23 protein-coding genes and 1 tRNA gene are annotated in these 19,578 nt (G+C 63.9%); 16 read left to right on the forward strand and 8 right to left on the reverse strand.

Translation table 11 applies throughout. From position 1 onward, the window contains the following. Nucleotides 1-109: 109 nt before the first annotated feature. Nucleotides 110-367, forward strand: a complete 258-nt coding sequence (locus tag AC1PZ7_RS15325) for a hypothetical protein (protein ID WP_482356077.1) — start codon at nt 110-112, stop codon at nt 365-367. Beyond that, nucleotides 348-2,495: an AAA family ATPase gene (locus AC1PZ7_RS15330; protein WP_482356078.1), complete on the forward strand. Its 2,148-nt coding sequence runs from the start codon at nt 348-350 to the stop codon at nt 2,493-2,495. The genes AC1PZ7_RS15325 and AC1PZ7_RS15330 overlap by 20 nt, the downstream gene beginning before the upstream one ends. 213 nt (nt 2,496-2,708) lie before the next feature. Here the strand turns inward: AC1PZ7_RS15330 and AC1PZ7_RS15335 are convergent, their stop codons facing one another. Continuing rightward, the gene (locus AC1PZ7_RS15335) at nt 2,709-3,251 is read right to left on the reverse strand and encodes a hypothetical protein (RefSeq protein WP_482356079.1); all 543 of its coding nucleotides are present in this window, start codon (nt 3,249-3,251) and stop codon (nt 2,709-2,711) included. Nucleotides 3,252-3,693: 442 nt separating this feature from the next. On the opposite strand from AC1PZ7_RS15335, the gene AC1PZ7_RS15340 reads away from it, so the two are divergent. The 10 genes from AC1PZ7_RS15340 to AC1PZ7_RS15385 all read left to right on the forward strand — a co-directional run bounded on the left by AC1PZ7_RS15340 (nt 3,694) and on the right by AC1PZ7_RS15385 (nt 10,794). After that, nucleotides 3,694-4,593: a hypothetical protein gene (locus tag AC1PZ7_RS15340; protein ID WP_482356080.1), complete on the forward strand. Its 900-nt coding sequence runs from the start codon at nt 3,694-3,696 to the stop codon at nt 4,591-4,593. 125 nt (nt 4,594-4,718) lie between these two features. Next, nucleotides 4,719-5,195 carry a hypothetical protein gene (locus tag AC1PZ7_RS15345; RefSeq protein WP_482356081.1) on the forward strand — a complete coding sequence of 159 codons (477 nt, stop codon included), beginning with the start codon at nt 4,719-4,721 and terminating at the stop codon, nt 5,193-5,195. A 25-nt stretch (nt 5,196-5,220) separates the two neighbouring features. Continuing rightward, nucleotides 5,221-5,634 (forward strand): hypothetical protein, encoded by a 414-nt coding sequence (locus tag AC1PZ7_RS15350; protein ID WP_482356082.1) that lies wholly within the window; start codon nt 5,221-5,223, stop codon nt 5,632-5,634. Then, nucleotides 5,627-6,361, forward strand: a complete 735-nt coding sequence (locus tag AC1PZ7_RS15355; RefSeq protein ID WP_482356083.1) for an ATP-dependent Clp protease proteolytic subunit — start codon at nt 5,627-5,629, stop codon at nt 6,359-6,361. The genes AC1PZ7_RS15350 and AC1PZ7_RS15355 overlap by 8 nt, the downstream gene beginning before the upstream one ends. Then, a complete protein-coding gene (locus tag AC1PZ7_RS15360) occupies nt 6,358-6,549 on the forward strand; it encodes a hypothetical protein (RefSeq protein WP_482356084.1) in 192 nt (63 codons plus the stop codon). Before AC1PZ7_RS15355 ends, AC1PZ7_RS15360 begins: the two co-directional genes overlap by 4 nt. Before the next feature lie 107 nt (nt 6,550-6,656). After that, nucleotides 6,657-6,839 carry a hypothetical protein gene (locus AC1PZ7_RS15365; protein ID WP_482356085.1) on the forward strand — a complete coding sequence of 61 codons (183 nt, stop codon included), beginning with the start codon at nt 6,657-6,659 and terminating at the stop codon, nt 6,837-6,839. A 95-nt stretch (nt 6,840-6,934) separates the two neighbouring features. Next, nucleotides 6,935-7,312 carry a hypothetical protein gene (locus AC1PZ7_RS15370; RefSeq protein WP_482356086.1) on the forward strand — a complete coding sequence of 126 codons (378 nt, stop codon included), beginning with the start codon at nt 6,935-6,937 and terminating at the stop codon, nt 7,310-7,312. Between the two features lie 7 nt (nt 7,313-7,319). After that, nucleotides 7,320-7,538, forward strand: a complete 219-nt coding sequence (locus AC1PZ7_RS15375; protein WP_482356087.1) for a hypothetical protein — start codon at nt 7,320-7,322, stop codon at nt 7,536-7,538. Next, entirely contained in the window at nt 7,528-9,633 is a 2,106-nt protein-coding gene (locus AC1PZ7_RS15380; RefSeq protein ID WP_482356088.1) for a tape measure protein, read from the forward strand. The genes AC1PZ7_RS15375 and AC1PZ7_RS15380 overlap by 11 nt, the downstream gene beginning before the upstream one ends. A gap of 72 nt (nt 9,634-9,705) precedes the next feature. After that, nucleotides 9,706-10,794: a DUF2793 domain-containing protein gene (locus AC1PZ7_RS15385; RefSeq protein WP_482356089.1), complete on the forward strand. Its 1,089-nt coding sequence runs from the start codon at nt 9,706-9,708 to the stop codon at nt 10,792-10,794. A gap of 53 nt (nt 10,795-10,847) precedes the next feature. Here the strand turns inward: AC1PZ7_RS15385 and AC1PZ7_RS15390 are convergent, their stop codons facing one another. Further along, nucleotides 10,848-11,375, reverse strand: a complete 528-nt coding sequence (locus AC1PZ7_RS15390) for a Spy/CpxP family protein refolding chaperone (RefSeq protein WP_482356090.1) — start codon at nt 11,373-11,375, stop codon at nt 10,848-10,850. Between the two features lie 713 nt (nt 11,376-12,088). On the opposite strand from AC1PZ7_RS15390, the gene AC1PZ7_RS15395 reads away from it, so the two are divergent. Further along, a complete protein-coding gene (locus AC1PZ7_RS15395) occupies nt 12,089-13,372 on the forward strand; it encodes a hypothetical protein (RefSeq protein ID WP_482356091.1) in 1,284 nt (427 codons plus the stop codon). A gap of 183 nt (nt 13,373-13,555) precedes the next feature. On the opposite strand, the gene AC1PZ7_RS15400 is transcribed toward AC1PZ7_RS15395, so the two are convergent. Continuing rightward, nucleotides 13,556-13,720: a hypothetical protein gene (locus tag AC1PZ7_RS15400; protein WP_482356092.1), complete on the reverse strand. Its 165-nt coding sequence runs from the start codon at nt 13,718-13,720 to the stop codon at nt 13,556-13,558. A 643-nt stretch (nt 13,721-14,363) separates the two neighbouring features. On the opposite strand from AC1PZ7_RS15400, the gene AC1PZ7_RS15405 reads away from it, so the two are divergent. Continuing rightward, nucleotides 14,364-14,936, forward strand: a complete 573-nt coding sequence (locus AC1PZ7_RS15405; RefSeq protein ID WP_482356093.1) for a hypothetical protein — start codon at nt 14,364-14,366, stop codon at nt 14,934-14,936. A gap of 176 nt (nt 14,937-15,112) precedes the next feature. Here the strand turns inward: AC1PZ7_RS15405 and AC1PZ7_RS15410 are convergent. Next, nucleotides 15,113-15,204: transfer RNA gene (locus AC1PZ7_RS15410), tRNA-Ser, on the reverse strand. A 112-nt stretch (nt 15,205-15,316) separates the two neighbouring features. Beyond that, nucleotides 15,317-16,030, reverse strand: a complete 714-nt coding sequence (locus AC1PZ7_RS15415) for a glutathione S-transferase family protein (protein WP_482356094.1) — start codon at nt 16,028-16,030, stop codon at nt 15,317-15,319. Nucleotides 16,031-16,197: 167 nt separating this feature from the next. Between AC1PZ7_RS15415 and AC1PZ7_RS15420 the strand changes: the two genes are divergently transcribed. Then, nucleotides 16,198-16,842, forward strand: coding sequence for a hypothetical protein (locus tag AC1PZ7_RS15420; RefSeq protein WP_482356095.1), 645 nt, complete (start codon nt 16,198-16,200; stop codon nt 16,840-16,842). 10 nt (nt 16,843-16,852) lie between these two features. Here the strand turns inward: AC1PZ7_RS15420 and AC1PZ7_RS15425 are convergent, their stop codons facing one another. Next, nucleotides 16,853-17,347 carry a GNAT family N-acetyltransferase gene (locus AC1PZ7_RS15425; RefSeq protein WP_482356096.1) on the reverse strand — a complete coding sequence of 165 codons (495 nt, stop codon included), beginning with the start codon at nt 17,345-17,347 and terminating at the stop codon, nt 16,853-16,855. Continuing rightward, nucleotides 17,344-18,819 carry an Asp-tRNA(Asn)/Glu-tRNA(Gln) amidotransferase subunit GatB gene (gatB, locus tag AC1PZ7_RS15430; protein ID WP_482356097.1) on the reverse strand — a complete coding sequence of 492 codons (1,476 nt, stop codon included), beginning with the start codon at nt 18,817-18,819 and terminating at the stop codon, nt 17,344-17,346. The genes AC1PZ7_RS15425 and gatB overlap by 4 nt, the downstream gene beginning before the upstream one ends. A 143-nt stretch (nt 18,820-18,962) precedes the next feature. On the opposite strand from gatB, the gene AC1PZ7_RS15435 reads away from it, so the two are divergent. Continuing rightward, on the forward strand, nt 18,963-19,277 hold the full coding sequence (locus AC1PZ7_RS15435) for a DUF6455 family protein (RefSeq protein WP_482356098.1): 315 nt from the start codon (nt 18,963-18,965) through the stop codon (nt 19,275-19,277). A gap of 6 nt (nt 19,278-19,283) precedes the next feature. On the opposite strand, the gene AC1PZ7_RS15440 is transcribed toward AC1PZ7_RS15435, so the two are convergent. After that, nucleotides 19,284-19,577, reverse strand: a complete 294-nt coding sequence (locus AC1PZ7_RS15440) for a chorismate mutase (RefSeq protein ID WP_482356099.1) — start codon at nt 19,575-19,577, stop codon at nt 19,284-19,286. Nucleotide 19,578 lies beyond the last annotated feature (1 nt).

Consider the following 19,578-nt stretch of genomic DNA (forward strand, 5'->3'; position numbering starts at 1 on the left):
GCCGCGAACCTACACCAACAAGCACGCCCCCCCCACCCCGGCCACCACATAGGCCGGCGCTAGCAACCAGCCCGCATAGGGCATCCGCAACCTCCTGATGGAGGCGCTCATGCGCATCCTTTCCATCCGCCCGACGTCGTCGGGTGGCACGGGTCTGCTCGCCGTTTTCGACGTCGAGCTCACCCCGGACGTGCGCGTGCTCGACGTTGTGCTGCACAGGAATCGCGCTGGGCAGCGGCGCGTCTGGCCGCCGAAAAACGGCGACCGGCGAGTAATTTCTTTCTCGCCCGAACTATCCGACTCCATCGCCGCCGCCGCCGAAGCTGAACTGAAGAGGGCCGATGCCAATGCTCGCCACGCAGCCTGAGCTAAAGTCGAGCGCGATCAGTGACCACGTCGAAATGCTGCACCGCCTTGCGCAGGGCGTCGACGGGGTTCTTGTCGTGTCGGTATTCAACGCGAGCCTGTCGCACGACAAGGGCACCATAACCCACCACCGCGTCGGCGATGTGGCGGGCATGGTAGCGGCAATAGAGGCCCACCAGGGCACCGTCGGCGCTAATGTCTATGTCGGATTGCAGGTAATGCGCAGCGGCCTCAAGCGTGGCCTTCGCGGCACAGAGGCCGACATTGTCGCCGTCCTCGGACTTGTCGCAGACATGGATGGCGATACCGGCAAGGCCAGTGGCGACTACCCAATCCCCCCGAATCTGGCGATCGAAACATCGCCAGGAAATCTGCAACCGTTTTGGTTGTTCGATCGACCTGCGAAGCCTGATATTGCGAAGGCTATCGGGCGCGGGCTGAAGACGGCTACAGGCTCCGATCACGGAACGGCCGATATCACTCATGTCTGGCGAGTGCCGGGCACGCTGAACTGGCCGACCGCGACCAAGTTGGCGCGGGGCCGCAACCCCGAGCCCGTGCCTGTGACCGTAGCGGAGCCGTGGGACGGCACCCTGACCGACCCGGCGGCTCTGGCGATTGCAGTCGGGGGGCATGACACCCGCGGCGATGCGGCTCCCATAACACTGGGCGACCTGCCGGAAGTGGATGGGGTTGAGGTGTCGAGCGAGGCCGCGCGGCTGCTTGCGGCTTGTGACGTGGGAGATAGATCGGCCCATGCCGCGCGGGTCGTGGAGAAGTTGGCCTTTGACGGCCATCCTGCGGACGTTGCCGCAGCGCTATTCCTATCTGCGTCCGGAGACTGGATCCACCGCTATGCAACTGAGGAGCGCGCGAGGACGGACTTTTCGAGGATGTGGGGCAGGTTTGGACAGCCGCATGTCGACGCCCCTGCGCTGTCGAGGGCGTTTCTTGGCAAGGCGGCCAACGACAACACCTCCCAGCCTACGAAGACGCCGCTTCTGATCGCCTCAGGTGACTTCGTGCGGGGCTTCGTCCCGCCGGACTATTTGATCGACGGCATCATGCAGTCCGGCTTTTTGTACTCCCTCACGGGCCAGACCGGCGCCGGCAAGACGGCGGTTGCACTGCTGCTCGCCGCGAACACGGCACAGGGCTCCCCGTTCGCCGGACGCGAGGTGAAACAGGGGCGGGTGTTCTATTTCGCCGGTGAGAATCCGGACGACGTCACGATGCGCTGGATCGGTCTTTGCCACACACTTGGCCTCGACGCCGAATGCCTCGATGTGCACTTCATCAAGGGCGTCTTCAGCATCGATGCCTTCCTTGGCCATATCCGCGACGAGGCCGACCGTCTTGGCGGCGTCGGGCTGATCGTGGTCGACACGACGGCAGCGTATTTTCTCGGCACAGACGAAAACAGCAACGTCGAAATGGGCGCTTATGCCCGGCTGCTGCGCGAACTCGCCCAATTGCCTTGGCGCCCCGCCGTCCTCGCCGCATCGCATCCTGTGAAGAACGCCGCTGCGGACAATCTGCTGCCTCGAGGCGGCGGAGCCTTTCTCAATGAACTGGACGGCAACCTGACGCTGTCGAAGCGCGGCGAGAGCAGCGCCCTTCACTGGCAGGGCAAGCATCGCGGACCCGACTTCGCGCCGCTGCTATTCGATATGCGACAAGTTACGGCGCCCGGACTGGTGGACAGCCGCGGCCGGGATATCCCCACCGTTCTCGCGGTGCCGGTAGGCGAGGAGGAAGTCGCTCAGCGCGCCGCGTCAACGAACCAAGATGACGGGCGTATGTTGCTCGCCATCCGCGCGGACGGGAACCGCAGCTTGCGCGATTTGGCCGAATTTCTTGGCTGGATGAAAGACGATGAACCCGACAGGCGGCGGGCACAGGCGAGCACCGACCGGCTGAAGAGGGTGCAGGCCGTCACATACGAACTCGGGACATGGCGCCTGACCAGCAAGGGCGACAAGGCGGCGGCAGAAGCTGCACAACGCCATCACCAGCGCGAAACCGAGGCCGGGCAGCTGATCGGATTCGTGCAGCACAATCGCGGAAAGCGCGGTCGCAGCCGCACCAGCTCGCGTACACCTGCCGCGGAGTCGGTACAGAAAGGCTAAAATATATTATTTTACAATGTCTTATATCTGTACCGGGCTTTGAACGAACCAAATAAATGCCCATTTCAACGCGGCGGAAGGGGGGACCTTGTCCCTCCCCCGCCGTGAGGGTGAAAATCAAACTGTACTGTACGGCTCTTTTTCTAGGGGGGCACGTTTTCGGTACAGCAACCATTATCACTTACGAATCAATGGTTTGTGCCTGTACCGCCTTTACGGGCGCCGTTCCTTCGACCACTTAGCCGCATCGGCCTCCATCTTGTTGGCCCAGGTATTGACGCTCTTCAGGACATGCTTGGGCTTCCAGCCGCGATACCGGATAGCGAATTCGGCTTGTCGGCAGAAGGCCTTTGTACACCTGAGAGGCTTGCCATGGTCGTCGCGGAAGTCGATTCCGAGCCGGAGAAGAATAGCAACCCTATCCTCATCGTACTTGGCCTTAGATAGTTCAAACTTCCGTTCATGGTCTTGGCGACCTTGCTCGAACGAGGCATGCAAGTCAGCTGGGCAGTCCTCTCGGAGCTCTGCACCTTCGTAGTACAGTGTGTCCTCGTAAGTAACGCCGAACGTGTTGATGGAAAGCGGGTCACTCACCTCATGCCACGGCCACCGAGGATCGCGAGCAAGAATGCGGTCTTCGAACTCTCGAAATCCTGGCAGATCCAGCAGTCGCACTGAAGTGGGTTGCGCAGGCCCGCCGCCTCCGCCGAAAGCACTGGCCCAGGCCATGGTATTTCTGGCACGCGCATTGGTCATTCACGTCCTCCGTGATCCGATGAGCTACCTTCCCCACAGAAGTCACTACCATGTCGGCGGGTCGGAACAAACAAGAAACATCGTGAATAGACTAATGTCCACAAGTCCTTGGCGACTACCTCCCCCGCGCCCGCACAACCGGGGCGGCTTATGCCCTTCCGGCCTCGCCCCATCCAACGTTCACAACGGTTCTGTGCGGGAACCAGAATTGAATATTCGCGGGCTCACGCGTGACAGGAGGGCGCCGTTCCCCACGTGGAACGGTGGCGAGGAAGTGGAAGACCCCGTCACGGCCGGGGGGGGCTATTTGTTGCCCGGCCACCGCACCGCGCAAGCGCGCGAGGGCAGCAAATAAATCCCAGACCCAGTAGCGCCGAGCCACTTACAAAGCCAATTCCATTGCGAGCCCGCGAAGACGGGCGCCTTCACCCTGGAGATCTTCATGCATTTCGACGGGCGGACGTGCCGCAGCACCGTGCTTCATCGCGCGATCATCGATCATTGGCGCCTTCGCGCGCCAGCGAATGATTCTGAAATCCTCCCCCGAGATCGGCCCGGCAAGGGCCGTCACCCCGACCTCGCCGACGTCGTTCCGGCGCTCCGGACGTGGCGGGACCTCGGCTCGCCAGCGGAACCCTTAACGACGAACTGGCTTGCGTCTGCCGCCAATGACAATGCCGCGGACGAGCCCTTCGATTGCTATGAGCACGAGTGGCGGGAAGCCCCGCCTCCGCCTTCGATCGACAGCGAGATCGAGACCCGCCCGCGGCCCGACGAGATCATGCGCGCCATTGGCGACGTCGAGATCGCCCATAGCGAATATGGCGGCCCAGCGGTGCCTGTCGGCGGCGACATGGAGATGCATCCACATCCGGAGCCCAACACGCCGAAGGGCGTTCCGGTGGCCCCGCTGGCGCGCTTGGGTGTGCTGCGGTTCGGCAGTGGCGAGACCGTCGAGCGTGTGCTCGTCCGTCGCGAGGATGGCGCAATCAAGAAGGGCGAGCGGCGCGTCCCCCGCGGTGCGCTGACACATTGCGGTTCGTTCCCAGTGCGGGATCGGCATACGGCTTGGCATGGATCGGTTGACGGCAAGATAGACCCGCATTCCGCGTCACCGTCCGTCAGCATCGAGGACCGGATTGACGCGGAGCGGCTGGCAGGCCGGATACGGCAGCGATTAAGCGCTGATGATGTCGCGGTGCTCGACGCCGCGCTGGAGGCGAAGAATTTCGCTGACATCGGCAAGTTGGCCGGGCTCACCGGTAAGCACGCCCAGCGCAAGGGGAAGGCGATGCTGCGCGGTGCGGCAGAGCGTCTGCAGGAATTGCTGCAGGCGGCTTAGTCCCTTTCTGCCGTCTCGCCCGGAATAATAATGGAAGGTGCTTGTCAAACCTTCCATCTCCATGGACTTGGCCCCGGCTTCGGCCGGGGTTTTCTTTTGCTTTAAACTTCTCGACGGATAAAAAGATGGCAACGAAATCGCAGGTCGTGGCGATGATGTCACGTGCGCTGCGCGTGCCGTTCTATCGCCTACTTGTTGCAACTGATCGCCTTCGGCTGGCCGGCCAGCTGCCCAGCGCGCAGGGTGCGGTCGTCGATCTTGAGCCGAACCAGATCACCCTCATCATCATTGCTGCATTGCTCGGCGAGGCGGCGTCGGACCCGCGCAATGTCGTCACGTTCGCCGAGTTGCGCGACGCGGTCGGCACGTTCCGCGAGGCCCTGGCCGGGCTGCTGACCAATCCGGACACCCTCGTGCGGCTCCACATCGACGGCGCCGGCAGCGCGATGATCGTCACCGACGAAGGTGCGCATCATTTCGGCCAGCCTGACGCCGACGCCGTGTCGCGGGTCGCTGTGGTCGACGGCGCCGTGTGGCGCCAGCTCTCCACCGACATCATGAACGCCCCCCGGTTAAAAGCCGGCCGGCCCCCAAAGGACTAAAATGGAACTTAGAATTTCCGCCGCCATGACCGCGGCTAAGATCGACATCACTCGAGCCCGCGTCGCACGCGATGAAGCCCGCGACATCGAGCTCCGCGTCGTTGCCTCATATCAGGCCGGCCATGTTGCCATCGACTCGGTGCACGCCGCCGAGGCCGACGTAGCGACTGCAGAAGCTCGCCTTGACGATGCCCGCTGGCGATACGCCGAGGCCCGTGAAAAGTATGAGCCACGATTCCTGTCCGCTCTCGCGCCGGCCGCCGATGCCCTGCGGGGCGACCTTACGGCCATCGCGGCAGGGCTCGACGACATCAGCAAGCCGGCTCGTGAGGCGGATGGTTTCGCCGTCGCGCACGGGCTGCCAATGCCTCGCATCGTGGCCAGCGCGAAGCGCGTTGCGGCGCTGGCAGCCGAACTGCGGACGCTCGCCCGTGGCTAGCAGCACCCCGAAATTGGACCGCGCGAAACGACTCCTTCGCGCTGCCGCCAAGCCTGCAGCCAAGGCCAAGCCCTCCGCTTCGAACGTCGCATTTATCGCCGTCCGAATTGAGGGCGACGTAGACGACGCGATGGCGGACCGCGTCGAGCGGCAGCTCGCCGCCAGTCCGAAAGCCTCGACGGTCTTCGTGCATGTGAACTCGCGTGGCGGTCTGGTCCATGCTGGTCGCCGGATCTATGACGCCATCAGCAAGCACGCCGCGCGCCGGAAGATTGCCCATGGCCGCGGTACGGTCGCCTCGGCTGCTGCGTTGATCTACGCCGCGGGCGATGTCCGACGGCTGGAACCGGGAACCAATGTCCTTTTGCACGCCGCCGAAGCTGGAACGCCAGTAGAATCGCAGCGGCTGACCGCAAGGCGCTGCGCATCGATCGCCAAGTCGCTTGCGAGCGTTGACGCTGAGATCGCCGAGATTTTGGCCGAGCGGTGCGATGCGCCTCTCGCCGTCATCAAGGCAGAGATGCGAACCGAAAAAATGATGCCGTTGCCGAAGGCGCTGTCGATCGGGTTCGCGCATGAAGTGGTTGGGGAGACGTCGCCCCTATCGGCCGCATGGCCAGCCCAGGCGCGGGCTGTAATGTCCAGAGTGAAGCGGTTCACGGTCGGTGCGGATGCACACCGCTTCTCCGAAGGGTACCTCCGCGCGTGCCGGGTGGCCGGACGATGATAGAGATCGAGAAGCGCATAGCCGCGCTTGAGCGCGCCGTGGTCGAAATGCAGCAGCGCGCCAAGCAAGATGATAGGGCTGCCCTCCGCGCTCGCGAACAGATGCACGCCATCGCAACAGACGCCGCCGTCGATGAGTCGTGCCGCCTGGCTGGCCTCGATCCGGTCGGTCGGTTGCCCGCCGCATGACCTCCCGGCCCTATAGATCGTGGCTTCACTTGTACAAAACGGCACGGTGGCGCCGCCTGCGTGAGGTCAAGCTCAGTGCTGAGCCCCTTTGCGAGCGATGCCTGCTCATGGACCGCGTCGAGATCGCGACTGTCGTTCACCATCGCAAGGCCCACAAAGGCGACGAGGCGCTGTTCTGGGATCCGAACAATCTGGAGTCGCTGTGCAAGCCGCATCACGATCGCGAGGGCCAGCGCGAAGACTTGGGCCAGACGCTCGTGACGTATGGGCCAGATGGCTGGCCCCTGTGAGCGGGGCCCCCGAAATTCCCCCTCGCCCTTCCGCCTGCGGGAACGGCGCTCACCCTTCGCGCATAGCCCTGCAATTCCAAGCATGGGGGTAACCATTGGCTCGGCCTCGCAAAAGCCTTGAAGCCGCTAGGATTTCAGGCGCGCTTGCAGTCAATCCTGGCCGCTACCGAAACCGGACCGAGCCAACAGTCACCGAGCCGATCGGCGACCCGCCGCATTGGCTGAAACCCGGTGCCGCCGAAGCATGGCGGGAATTGGTGCCGACCTTGCCGTGGCTCAACGCGAGCCACCGCGGGATACTCGCCATCACTGCCGTGCTGGCCGCACAACTCGCCTCCGGCACGGCTGGCATCCCCGCGCTTCATCTCCTCCGCCAATGCCTCAATTCGCTCGGCGCGAACCCAGTTTCGGCAAGCAAGATCACCATACCCACCGAGCCGACTGATGAGCCGGGCGCTGAGTTCTTTCGATAGGAAACCAATGGAAACGACCGACGCCGCGCACGCCGCGGCACAAGACGCAGTGGCCGCATTCGCGTTCGCGGCAGAAGCGGCAGGCCATGACCTGGCCGCGCTGGGCGAGGCGATGCTGCATGGTGGAATGATCGTGCTTCGCGCCGCGGTCGGCGCCGAGCAGGCCGTCGCCACCGCGCTGATTGTCGCCAATGCCGCCGTGGAGCGAGAACTCCATGGCAGCTGACCTAGAGAAGCTGGTCGTTCAGCTATCGGCCGACGTGAAGCAGTATGAGCGCGCGATGCAGCGCGCCGTCGGCATCACGAACCGGCAGGCGCGCGTGGTTGAAAGTCGCCTTTCGAAGATGGGCAAGTCGACCGCTACGCAGTTCGCGTTGCTCGGTCGCACCGCTGCGGCGGGACTTGCCGGCGCCCTCGGCGCGCGCGAGATCGCACAAGCTGCCTCGCAGTACACTAATATGACGAATGTGTTGCGCGTCAGCGGCCTCGAAGGCAAGGCTCTGACTGACACGTTCCAGCAGCTTTTCGAGATCGCACAGCGCAACGGGACGGCGATCGACCCGCTGGTGACGTTGTATAGCCGCTTGTCGCAGTCGCAGAAGGAGCTCGGCGCGTCGAGCGAGGATCTGCTGAAGTTTACGGACGGCATCAGCGTCGCGCTGCGTGTCGGTGGCACGACCGCGGAACAGGCATCCGGCGCGCTGCTTCAGCTCTCGCAGAGTCTTGGCGGCGCCGTAGTACGCGCCGAAGAATTTAACTCGATCAATGAGGGTGCCCGGCCGATCTTGCAGGCCGTGGCCAATGGCCTTGAAGAGGCCGGCGGCAGCGTGTCGAAGCTGCGTAGCCTGGTAATCGACGGAAAGCTGTCTAGCGAGGCATTTTTCCGGGCCTTTCTCGCGGGCATGGGCGGGCTGCAGGCTCAGGCCGCGAAGGCGGCGGGCACTACCGACCAGGCGATCACCCGGCTAGGCAACAGTTTTGTCGCCCTCGTCGGCCACCTAGACCAGACGACTGGCGCGTCGGCGAACGCAGCGAGCAGCATTAACTCTGTAGCAGCGTCTATCGAAGGCCTGCCACGATTCATCGACAGCGCGCTCGCCGGGCTCGGAAAGCTGCGCTCGTATCTCGCCGACTTCGGCAACCTGCCGATATGGCGCCGGCTCGGCGAGGCCATGGGAGTGGATTACTCCCCGGAGGAGTTGGCGAAGCTGACAGGCTACGACCCGAACGCGGGCGGCAAACAGGCCGGCTCTAGCCGCAGGGGCGGCGCCACCATGGCCCGCACCGGAATAGAGACGGTGTCGATCAACGACGCACCCGTTGTCGGAACCGGCGACAAGGCCGCGCGGGTTCGGCTCGACTCCTACGAGCGCCTTACGCAGGCCATCGCGGAGCGCACCGGCGCCCTCGGGGCGGAAACCGCTGCCCAGGCCGGCCTCAACCCGCTGGTGAATGATTACGGGTTCGCGGTTGAGAAAGCGCGCGCCGAGTACGACCTGCTGCAGGCCGCGCACGAGGCTGGACTGACCATCACGCCGGAGCTGGAGGCGCAGATTTCCGGCCTAGCCTCGTCCTATGCGGATGCGTCGGTGAGTGCCGCTCGCCTGGCTGAAGCGCAAGGCCGCATCGCCGACGCGGCAGCCGACATGAACGACCTTGGCCGTGACGTGCTCGGCGGGTTCATCAGCGATATGCGCGAGGGCGTGTCGGCTGCGCAATCGCTCGAAAACGCACTCGGCAAGGTCGCCGATAAGCTGCTCGATGTCGCACTCAATTCTGTCTTCTCGCCAGCTGGCAGTGGTGCCGGGGGGCTCGCCGGTGTCGTTTCTCAAGCCCTTGGCATGTCCACCGGTGGCGCGGTATCCGGCAGTGGCGGCATAGGCCACGCAGCCACCGGTGGTCGCATTCGCGGTCCTGGCACCGGCACTAGCGACAGCGTGCCGATGATGCTGTCAGACGGCGAGTACGTCGTGCGCGCCAAGCAGGCACAGCGCTACGGATCGCTGCTCGAGGCCATCAACAACGGCACGGTCGGCAAGATGGCGGCGGGCGGCTTTGTCGCTCCAACGCTGCCGCGCATTTCGTCCGCCCGTAGTGGTGCGGCTGGTGGCGTGGCTGTGAGTGGCCCGGCTACGCCGATGAATGTCGTGATCAACAACAATGCCGGCGCGAGTGTATCGACGCAGCAGACGCCCAGCGGCGGCCTGCAGATCGACATTGACCGCATGGTCGAGGGCGCGATGATCAAGCAGTTCCAGAACCGTGGGCGTGGCGCTCAGGCCCTTGAGCGTTCGTACGGCGTAAGGCGGAAAACGGCCTAGCGGCCCCGCCCTAAACCTCCTTCCAAAATTCTCAATCCAACCAGAGCGCGCTTGCCGCGCCACGGGGAGCCTATGGCTGAATTTTACACTACCGGCACCGTTTCGGTGACGTCCGGCGGCACGGCCGTGACCGGCGTCGGAACGTTCTGGTCACCCTACATCCTCGCGGCGGACACGCTGGAACTTGCCGGTCAGCGCGTCACCATTGCCTCGGTGGGCGGCAATACCGCGCTGACCTTGTCGGCGCCGTGGACAGGCGCGGATCAAAGCGGCGCGTCCTACACTATCCGCTTCGACGCGCCGTCTCGCTTCACCTCTGCCTATCTGGCGACGCAGGTCCGGGCCTTGCGCGACAAGGCCGCCATCATCGAAGCGGCGCGCCCGAACTACGGGGTGCAATCGCTGGGAAGCGACACCCCTCCCGGCTCGCCCGTGACCGGCGACACGTACGTCGTCGGCACGACGCCGACCGGGGCGTGGACGGGGCAGGCGAACAACCTGGCGCAATGGACGGGGTCGGAATGGCTGTTCACCGCGCCGGAGGCTGGCGCGTCGGTCGTAAGCGACGCCACTGGTGTCCTCTCGATCTGGAACGGCACGACCTGGCTGCCTTATGTGGCGCCGTCCGCTTTCATGCACACGCTGCTCGACGACACCGACGCCGCTGCGGCCAGGGCAACGCTCGGCGGGACGGCATTCCGCGCCCTTGGCACGCTCACGGCGGCGGCCGGCTCATTCGCGCGCTACAGCGGAACCGGCGCGTCTGACGCTGCAATGCAGGCCATGGTCGGCCCTGTCTCGCAGGCGGCGGGCGTGCCGACGGGCGCGATCGTCGAGCGCGGCAGCAACGGCAATGGCGACTGGGTCAAATATGCCGATGGCACGCAAATGTGCTGGCGGACCACCGCCGCGACGTTGCTGGCGACTACCAGCGCTGCCAGCGGGCTCTATAGAACTGACCTATATCCGGTGTCTTTTCCGGCTGCTTTTGCCGCCGTGCCTGTCGGGTTCATGAACGTTGGCGCGGGCAACGGCTGGATGGGCAGCATCGGCGGCATGTCTACGACGGCGTGGTCGTACCAGCTTCTGTCACTGGTCGATCATCCCACCCCGGTCGCGACAACCGGCATGTATTTTTTCGCGGTGGGTAGATGGTTCTGATCCGTAGGGCGGCGGCGCGCGACGCCCGCCTCCGCCGTCTCCCGCTCAGACCGTCAGAAGCCGCCGCAGTCTCCGCCGATCAGTTGGTCGGCGAGGCCCTTCTGTTCGTCGGTCAGCACTGCATAGAGCCCTTCCGTTGCCGGCCGCATCGCCTTCAGGGATTCCAGCATGGCTTCCATGCCCGAAATCCGCGCATCCATGCGCTCGATCGCGGTACCCTTCCGCATCGTTTCGGCCATGCTCTCATGCAGACCCTGCATGAGCTTGATCCGGCCGGAAACAGCAGACGCATATGCGTCCCATGCCGGCATCTGCGCGGTGGTGATGTTCAGCTCGCCCTTCAGATAGGCGAGACGACCCTCGGCCATGGCGCCCATCTTCGGTTGGCGGCCCATCATCATGCCGCCAAACCAGCCACCCGAGCCGCCCTGGCCCATGCGACCGTGCCCCATCATGCCGAAGGTCGGACACCCGCCGCCCATCATTCCCATCATCCCTTGCTGGGGTTGGGCAAGGGACGGTGAAACGAATGCTGCTCCAAGCGCAATCACGGCGGCGGTATAAATCGAGAGCTTTGACATGTTACGTCCTCTCACGCCTCACTCGCAGGTGCTCCAAGCACGCAGGAGTTCGAAGCCAGATTGAACGCTTTGCAGAGTCAGGTCGCTGATCTGCGTCAAGGGTTGGAAGCACCGCGGCTCGGCGTCCTAGCCGTTCCGCTCTTCGTTTATCATCGCCTCAATGGCCGCGAGCGTGACCTCCATGTCGGCAATCTTGCGCAGGGCATTGTCCGGCGGAGGGGCGCCGCATTGGCGGTGACTACAAATCCACCAGCTACGCTGTTTGCCTCTGCCGCGGAGTTGGCATAATACCAGCACGTGTTGCGGGGGCAGTCAGTGAAGCGGACGAAGAAGCGAGAGCCGGGGAAGGGCTTTAAGGCCAAATACTTGGCTTCCGCGATATCGCAAGAAAGGTTAAACGCGACAGCGAACTTGGCCTCATATCAGCACAGCAACTACCACTGTCGCATTAACGGCGTGTACTCCTCACGGGTTAAGCCCGCCAGTCGGTGCCCTGACGGCTGGACCGTTAAGCATGCAAGCGACGTCGTCCGCGCCGCAATTCGTGAGGGGCACGTTTCCAAGAGGTGGGTCGACGAGGAGCGGTTCCCGCTCCACATATGGTACAATGCCAATGGCGTGTGGTATGAGGGAAAGACCGATGAGCGCTCTCAACCGGGAGTTTATCATGGATACCCGGTCGAGGAGTTAGAATTGCCGATCGGATTGATGCCATGACGGTTTTTCAGATTGATCATGAATGGCTATCTGGCAAGCGTGGGGCGGATGAAGCCACCCTTGCGCGACTTGCAATCACGGTCGCCGACCTATTGATCACCAAGTTTGATAGCGTTCACGGCGAACGTGGTGATGCAGTTGAAATTCCTATTTATCACCTCGCCGAATGGCTGGCAGGCAATTGGTGGAGCCTGCTTTGGGAGCCGAGGAAGAGCGAGGAAGAAGCGGATTCTCGGCCGTATTCATCTCGTCACAGCCTTCTGGCGGCCCAGCATGGATTTGCGCTTCCGGCGCTCCAGTTTGTTCCCGCAGGAAACGCATTCTATCTTGAGGCGAGGGCGCGGCGATCGGAGTTGGCGGACGTTTCATTTTCGACGTCCGTGAGGGCCTGCGTTCCGAGGGGTACAGTTGAGCAGCAGCTCCAAGCCTTTGTGGAGGCGGTGGTGGGCCGACTTGCCGAGCGCGGCCTAGAAACTGACCTTCAAGAAGAATGGGCGCTGATATCTGCTACCTGCCCCGAAGAGTATCTGTATAGCAGGTGCGTTGGTTCGCTAGGGTTGTCCCCGTACGACGAGCACCCCGAGATAGATAACATCTTAGATGACGCGGCTAATTTTTTGGACAGCGACATCATATTCGATCTGTGCCAGACGTCGTCGCCGCTCAGTCTGAGCGAGGCCTTGAAGAAGGCAAAGCTCGCTCGTGCCATCATGGATAAAGTCGATCCATCTGATCTTTCTGCCTTGGATTTTGATCCGCCTACGGATGATCTATCTCGACAAGCTTGGCAGATGGGATTAAACGCAGCCCGTCTGGTCCGTGACCGACTTGGCCTAGATGATCTAGATCCCGCTAGCAGCCAAGAGTTTCTGGCGAAGTTGGATGTAGATACGAAACGCACCCATCTTGCCTCCAATATCGAAGTAGAGACGGCGCCAGTGCTTGGCTCTATTGCGAAGGACGATGCCTCCGCGAAAATCGCTCTTCTTCAACGCTTTGAACCTCAAAGGCGCTTCTCTGCTGCACGCGCAGTTTATCTAGGTTGGTCGGACGGCAGGAGGAAATCTCAGCATCTCCTAACCTCGGCCGTTACCCGCCAGCAACAGGCTAGCCGCGCGTTCGCCGCTGAAATTACAGCGCCTGTCGCGTTCTTGAAGAAAGAGCTTCGCTTTAACCGGCGCCCCTCGAATAGCGAAATTATGGACATCGCAGCTAAGCTTGGGGCAAGCGAAGGCGTTGTTTGGAAACAAGCAACAAACAACGGGCTCATAGCAGCCTAACGCATGCGCACATACGATCAAACCAGGCGCCAGGAGCCACACCGCAGCCCCTGGCGCCTGACGTCGTAGGCTGCTAGGCAGCGTGCCAGATTGTGTTGATTTCATTGATGGGCGGGCGGTCCCATGTGCTCACCACGCCGGCAGAAGCGTCGATAACAGCAAGGCGAGTATCGCAGAAAAGTGTCACTTCTTCTTCGGTGCGGGCTTCGCCGGCTTCCCGTCGGCGTGAGCCAGCACCGCCCCGGCAAGCCTCTTCATATCCTTGCCAGCCTTCGGATCCTGGAGCTTCTTCGCAGCCAGTTTTTCAATGCTATCGGCGTGATCCTTGCCGCCCTTGACGTTCGCCATGGCTACCCCCTACGCATTCAATATGCCGAAGATACCACGAGATCGACTGATGCCGAGCGATCTCTACAGGCACCTTCTTGTATTCTCGCCGTCCCCCCTGTTGCCTTGGTGAACCGGTCTGGCAGGTCTGAGCCTTCGCCATTATGGCGAACCCTCGTGTGCTGGTTCGCCCCATTAATCGTCTCCGGATGAAGCAACACGTACAGTTCCTTCCGGCGAGCGGTGGCGTAGGTGCGATACGAGGGCGACCGTGTGGTGTCCGGCCGCCCTCGCGGTGATCAGGCCGCTTCCCTCACCATTACGCCTACCCATTCGCCGTCTGATACGAAACGAACGCCGGCTTCCTCGTAGGCACGGCGGATGTCATCCACGGTGCGATCACGCAGCTCGTCGCCGCTCTCCAATCGAAAAATTGTGCTGGTGGAAACCTTCGCTTTGGCGGCGACGTCTCTGACGCCGATGCCTAGGGCCGCTCGGGCTAGTCGACTTTGAATTGGGTGCATGTGTGGCGTGTCCGCATGGTGTGTGGTGGCGCGGTGATCTTATAACGAGTCTATGACTCGTTATAATATTGACGACTCGTTTTAGACTCGCTATCGATCCCTTGTATCGAATTTGTGCCGTTCATCCAAGGGGAACGCCCATGAACATCCGCACCGCCACCGACATAAATGCGGCCGTCCGTGCCGCGGAAGACCTGCACGACCTTCGCACTGGCCAGACCGGCACAGCGCCTGCACGGCGCGCCATCAATCCCGACCGGCCGGCGGACCAACCGCCCGTGGAATTCGAGGCCCCGGAAGACGACAGACACATCGGCAGCCGCATGGCCGCGTTCCGGGCAATGGTGGCGGGCGAGGACTTCGCCGCAGCCGATGCGGCGGGTCTCGCCATTCTCGCCCTGCCGGCCGGCTCCCGGATGGATCTGGAAGCCAAGCTCGAGGTCATGTTGTACGCCTTCATCGATGAGTTGCCGTACGAGTATCAGCCCCTGTTCCGGCAGTTCGGCGCGGAACTGCGGAACGTGCGCACTGCAGCCCCTGACCTTACCGTTCCGGCGGGCCGCGTTCGGTCGGCTATCCGCCTGACCAAGCTGGCGCTGGACGACGAGTGGGGCGGCGGGCGCGTGCAGGGTGAGGCCTGGAACCTACTCGATGACGCGCTCGCCATTGCGCTTGGCGAGGCTGAGGCGCTGGAGGAGGCAGCGGAAGGGTAGTGCCTGTTTCCGGCTAGGCCTTGATGGACGCGCAACCCGGAGCGGCTCCGCCCGGCCGGCACCCCGTCGCCCTAACCGGCGGCGGGGTTTTGATTCTGTGTGGCTAATTTTCGGGTTATGATAATCGTGTGGCTAAGGCCCAAAAACACGAAAAAGATCAATGAAATCAATGATAATGGCGGAGACGGAGGGATTCGAACCCTCGAGACCCTTGTAGGGGTCTGCTCATTTAGCAAACGAGTGCCTTCAGCCTCTCGGCCACGTCTCCGACTGGCTTCGCTCCACCTCGCGGCGGCGCGGTATCAAGCCGGGGACCTGTCTAGGTTTCCGCCGCTCGCCGGTCAAGGCCGAATGCGCAGATGGTCCACCGCGCTCGATGCTCAGGAGTGCGAGCGCTGGCCGAACAGCACGCCTTGCGCCTGCCTGTCGGTGGCGAAGTCGATCTTCGTACGGTCCTCGGCGTTCACCGCCAGGCCGCGCTTGACCGCCGGACGCGCGAGCATGCGCTCGAGCCAGGCGGCGAAATGCGGGAATTCCTTTATGTCCTGCCCCTGCCGCTCCCACAGCTTCGCCCAGCCGATGCAGGCGATGTCGGCGATCGAATAGTCGCCGGCGAGGAAGGGTCGGTCGGCGAGCCGCCGGTCCATCACGCCGTAGAGGCGGTGCACCTCGTTGGTGTAGCGGTCGATGGCGTAGGCGATCTTCTCCGGCGCGTAGATGCGGAAATGATGCGCCTGCCCTGCCATCGGACCGAGGCCCGACATCTGCCAGAACAGCCACTGGTCGACCTCGACGCGGCCGCGCTCGTCGGCGGGGTAGAACAAGCCGGTCTTGCGGCCGAGATATTGCAGGATCGCGCCCGATTCGAAGATCGAGATCGGCTGGCCGTCCGGCCCCTCGGGATCGAGGATGGCCGGCATCTTGTTGTTGGGCGACAGGGCGAGGAAGTCCGGCTTGAACTGGTCGCCTCGACCGATGTTTACCGGAATCACCTCATAGGGAAGGCCGCACTCCTCCAGCATGATGGAGATCTTCCAGCCATTCGGCGTGGGCCAGTAATAAAGCTGGATCGGGCGGGTCTGAAGCTGGGCCATGGAGCGCGTGCCTTCGCATTGCCCATCGGGGCGGTTCGCCACCAGAACTAGAGCCGCTCCGGTGTGCTGGCAAGATCGACGCGGCCGGCTCGCCTCACCCGACCGAACGGGTTAGATTCCCCTGTCCGGCGCTCCGGCGCGAGAATCAACAGAACGAGACCGCGACCTTGAAACGGATCGACGCCCTTCTCCTCCTGTGCGCGGCCATGCTCCTCGCGGCCGGCACCGCTTCAGCACAGACGGGCGCGTCGCCCTCCCCGGCGAAAATCTGCGCCGACCGCTGGAACGAGATGAAGACGAAGAACCAGACCGGCGACCTGACCTATCGCGACTTCGCCCAGAAATGCCTCGCCGGGACGGATACGAAAGCCTCAGACGCCGGAGCGCCGGCCGCTCCCTCCAGCGAGACGCCTGCCAGGCGATCCACCACGCCGACAGGCCCTTCCGCCGCCGCCGCGCAGCCCTCCATCAAGCAGTGCGCCGACCAGTGGAACGAGATGAAGGCGAAGAACCAGACCGGCAAGCAGACCTATCGCGAATTCGCCCAGCAGTGCCTGGCCGGCACGGGCTTCAGCAGCGAGGACAAGGCGCCGGCCGCGGGGAAGCCGCCGGGCAAGGACGCGACGCAGAAGCCGCGCACCTCCGTGCCCTCGATCCCGCCGCGGCCGGCGCCGGTGCCCGCGAAGGACAATGCGGAGAGCGACCGGGACGCGCTGAACCGCTGCAATACCGAATGGCAGGACTACAAGGCCCGGCACAATCTCACCGGCGCCAAGGCGTGGCACGTCTTCATGGCGCGCTGCCTGCCGTGAGGTCGCGGGGCTAGACGGCCAGATCGATCTTGAAGCCGTCGAGCCGCTTCTCGAAACCGGCGCGCTCGTAGAAACGGTGCGCGTCGAGGCGCTGCTTGTTGGAGGCGAGCTGCAGCGATCCGGCGCCCCGGCGCCGCGCCTCGGCGATGGCGAAGGCCATCATGGCGCTGCCGACGCCCCTGCCGCGCGCCTCCGGGTGAACCTGCACCGCCTCGGCGATGGCCAGCAGCGCGCCGTGGCGGGTCATCGCCCGCATCGTGAGGAGCTGGAAGGTGCCGAGCACGCGGCCCTCGACACGGGCGACATAGAGCGTCGTGCGCGGGTCGGCGGCGATGTCGTCGAAGGCGCGCTCATAGTCGGGAAAATCGGCGGGATCGGCGCTGTCGCGAATGCCGAACTTGGTTTCGAGCGCGAGGATGCCGACGATGGCCGGCAGGTCCTCCTGCCGCGCCTCCTCGACAATCACCGCGCCCGCTTGCGGCGCGACGGCCGGCCGGTCGCTCATATGCCGAGCTTGCCCTTCAGCAGGTCGTTCACCGCCTGCGGGTTGGCCTTGCCGCCGGTCTGCTTCATCACCTGGCCGACGAACCAGCCGAGCATGGTCGGCTTGGCCTTCACCTGCTCCACCTTGTCCGGGTTGGCGGCGATGATGGCGTCGACCGCCGCCTCGATGGCGCCGGTGTCCGTCACCTGGCGCAGGCCGCGCGTCTCGACGATCGCGCGCGGATCGCCACCCTCGGTGAAGACGATCTCGAACAGGTCCTTGGCGATCTTGCCGGAGATGGTGCCGTCGGCGATCAGGTCGACGATGGCACCGATCTGGCCGGCGGAGACCGGCGAGGAGGCGATGTCCTTGCCTTCCTTGTTCAGCCGGCCGAACAGCTCGTTGATGATGAAGTTCGCCGCCGCCTTGGCGTCGCGCCCCTTCGCGCATTCCTCGTAATAGGCGGCCGTCTCCTTCTCGGCGACGAGCACGTCGGCGTCATAGGCGGAGAGGCCATAGGCGGCGACGAAGCGGGCCTTCTTCTCGTCCGGCAGCTCGGGAAGATGCGCCTTCATCTCGGCGACGAAGGCGTCGTCGAATTCAAGCGGCAGCAGGTCCGGGTCGGGGAAGTAGCGGTAGTCATGCGCCTCTTCCTTCGAGCGCATGGAGCGCGTCTCGCCCCTGTTGGGATCGAACAGGCGGGTCTCCTGGTCGATCGTGCCGCCATCCTCGATGATGCCGATCTGCCGGCGCGCCTCGACCTCGATGGCCTGGCCGATGAAGCGGATGGAGTTGACGTTCTTGATCTCGCAGCGCGTGCCGAAATCGGCGCCCGGCTTGCGCACCGAGACGTTCACGTCGGCGCGCAGGCTGCCCTTCTCCATGTCGCCGTCGCAGGTGCCGAGATAGCGCAATATGGTGCGCAGCTTGGTCACATAGGCCTTGGCTTCCTCGGAGGAACGCAGGTCCGGCTTGGAGACGATCTCCATCAGCGCCACGCCCGAGCGGTTGAGGTCGACCAGCGACAGCGTCGGATGCTGGTCGTGGATCGACTTGCCGGCGTCCTGCTCCAGATGCAGGCGCTCGATACCGATCTCGATCTGCCCGTCCGGCGTGTCGACCAGCACCACGCCCTCGCCGACGATCGGGTCCTTGAACTGGCTGATCTGATAGCCCTGCGGCAGATCGGGATAGAAGTAGTTCTTGCGGTCGAAAACCGAGCGGTTGTTGATCCGCGCCTTCAGGCCGAGGCCGGTACGCACCGCCTGCTTGACGCATTCGGCGTTGATCACCGGCAGCATGCCCGGCATCGCCGCGTCGACCAGCGAAACATGGTCGTTGGGCTCGCCGCCGAATTCGGTCGAGGCGCCGGAAAACAGCTTCGAATTGGAGGTGACCTGCGCATGGATCTCCATGCCGATCACGACCTCCCAGTCGCCGGTGGCACCCTTGATGAGCTTCTTCGGGTCGGCGGGGCGGGCGTGCATGTTCATCGTGGAGCCTGCTCGTTCGGTCTGTGTTGGCCTGTTCCCTACTCCGCGCGGAAGGCTTCGACAACCGCGCGGCGCGGCTTGATTCATATCAACGCTGCGCCGGCTCCCCCTCGCCATCATCGCCGCGACAGGGAGATGGCGCGATGCGCGTGGACACTATCGACGAACGGCTGCAGCTCTTCCGCACCATGATGGAGCATGCCGGCCTCACGCCCGACAGCGCCGTGGTGACGGAAGACGGCCTACGGGCCGCCGCCCAGCGCTGCCTCGGCTGCCGGGTCGCCGAGGAGTGCCGCTCCTGGCTGCACGATGTGCCCGAGGATAATCCCCCGCCCGGCTTCTGCCGCAACGTCCAGCAGTTCGGACAGTGGGTCGAGCAGGAAATCGCGCACGATCTCGGAGCCCTCGGCGAACGCATCGAGATGGCCGCCCTCCAGGCGAAGGGCGCCCAAGGCTGAGCCCGGCTAGCCGAGCCGCTCGTTCTCGTAGGCGACCACCCATTCGATGAGCTGACGCCAGAGCTTTTCCACCAGTTCCGGCGGCAGCCCCTTGGTTTCGGCCCGCGCGCTGACCTTCTCGACCACGTCCTCGACGCGCTCCGGCAGGAAGGCGGCGAGCCCCTCCACCTTCTTCACCGCGATGACGTGCTTCACCACCTCGAAGCGGCGGGCCAGGAGCTCGACGATCTGGGCGTCGATGGCGTCGATCTCCGCCCGGAAGGGCGCGAGGGAGCGCTCATTCGCGGGCAGTTCGGGCATC

It is taken from the genome of Ancylobacter sp. TW_SC_1, assembly GCF_056836805.1.

Excerpts from the sequence above, each read along its gene's own strand:
- AC1PZ7_RS15325 (WP_482356077.1), top strand. The coding sequence starts at position 110 with ATGCGCATCCTTTCCATCCGCCCGACGTCGTCGGGTGGCACGGGTCTG.
- AC1PZ7_RS15330 (WP_482356078.1), top strand. The coding sequence starts at position 348 with ATGCTCGCCACGCAGCCTGAGCTAAAGTCGAGCGCGATCAGTGACCAC.
- AC1PZ7_RS15335 (WP_482356079.1), bottom strand. The coding sequence starts at position 3,251 with ATGACCAATGCGCGTGCCAGAAATACCATGGCCTGGGCCAGTGCTTTC.
- AC1PZ7_RS15340 (WP_482356080.1), top strand. The coding sequence starts at position 3,694 with ATGCATTTCGACGGGCGGACGTGCCGCAGCACCGTGCTTCATCGCGCG.
- AC1PZ7_RS15345 (WP_482356081.1), top strand. The coding sequence starts at position 4,719 with ATGGCAACGAAATCGCAGGTCGTGGCGATGATGTCACGTGCGCTGCGC.
- AC1PZ7_RS15350 (WP_482356082.1), top strand. The coding sequence starts at position 5,221 with ATGACCGCGGCTAAGATCGACATCACTCGAGCCCGCGTCGCACGCGAT.
- AC1PZ7_RS15360 (WP_482356084.1), top strand. The coding sequence starts at position 6,358 with ATGATAGAGATCGAGAAGCGCATAGCCGCGCTTGAGCGCGCCGTGGTC.
- AC1PZ7_RS15365 (WP_482356085.1), top strand. The coding sequence starts at position 6,657 with ATGGACCGCGTCGAGATCGCGACTGTCGTTCACCATCGCAAGGCCCAC.
- AC1PZ7_RS15375 (WP_482356087.1), top strand. The coding sequence starts at position 7,320 with ATGGAAACGACCGACGCCGCGCACGCCGCGGCACAAGACGCAGTGGCC.
- AC1PZ7_RS15380 (WP_482356088.1), top strand. The coding sequence starts at position 7,528 with ATGGCAGCTGACCTAGAGAAGCTGGTCGTTCAGCTATCGGCCGACGTG.
- AC1PZ7_RS15385 (WP_482356089.1), top strand. The coding sequence starts at position 9,706 with ATGGCTGAATTTTACACTACCGGCACCGTTTCGGTGACGTCCGGCGGC.
- AC1PZ7_RS15390 (WP_482356090.1), bottom strand. The coding sequence starts at position 11,375 with ATGTCAAAGCTCTCGATTTATACCGCCGCCGTGATTGCGCTTGGAGCA.
- AC1PZ7_RS15395 (WP_482356091.1), top strand. The coding sequence starts at position 12,089 with ATGACGGTTTTTCAGATTGATCATGAATGGCTATCTGGCAAGCGTGGG.
- AC1PZ7_RS15400 (WP_482356092.1), bottom strand. The coding sequence starts at position 13,720 with ATGGCGAACGTCAAGGGCGGCAAGGATCACGCCGATAGCATTGAAAAA.
- AC1PZ7_RS15405 (WP_482356093.1), top strand. The coding sequence starts at position 14,364 with ATGAACATCCGCACCGCCACCGACATAAATGCGGCCGTCCGTGCCGCG.
- AC1PZ7_RS15415 (WP_482356094.1), bottom strand. The coding sequence starts at position 16,030 with ATGGCCCAGCTTCAGACCCGCCCGATCCAGCTTTATTACTGGCCCACG.
- AC1PZ7_RS15425 (WP_482356096.1), bottom strand. The coding sequence starts at position 17,347 with ATGAGCGACCGGCCGGCCGTCGCGCCGCAAGCGGGCGCGGTGATTGTC.
- gatB (WP_482356097.1), bottom strand. The coding sequence starts at position 18,819 with ATGAACATGCACGCCCGCCCCGCCGACCCGAAGAAGCTCATCAAGGGT.
- AC1PZ7_RS15435 (WP_482356098.1), top strand. The coding sequence starts at position 18,963 with ATGCGCGTGGACACTATCGACGAACGGCTGCAGCTCTTCCGCACCATG.
- AC1PZ7_RS15440 (WP_482356099.1), bottom strand. The coding sequence starts at position 19,577 with ATGCCCGAACTGCCCGCGAATGAGCGCTCCCTCGCGCCCTTCCGGGCG.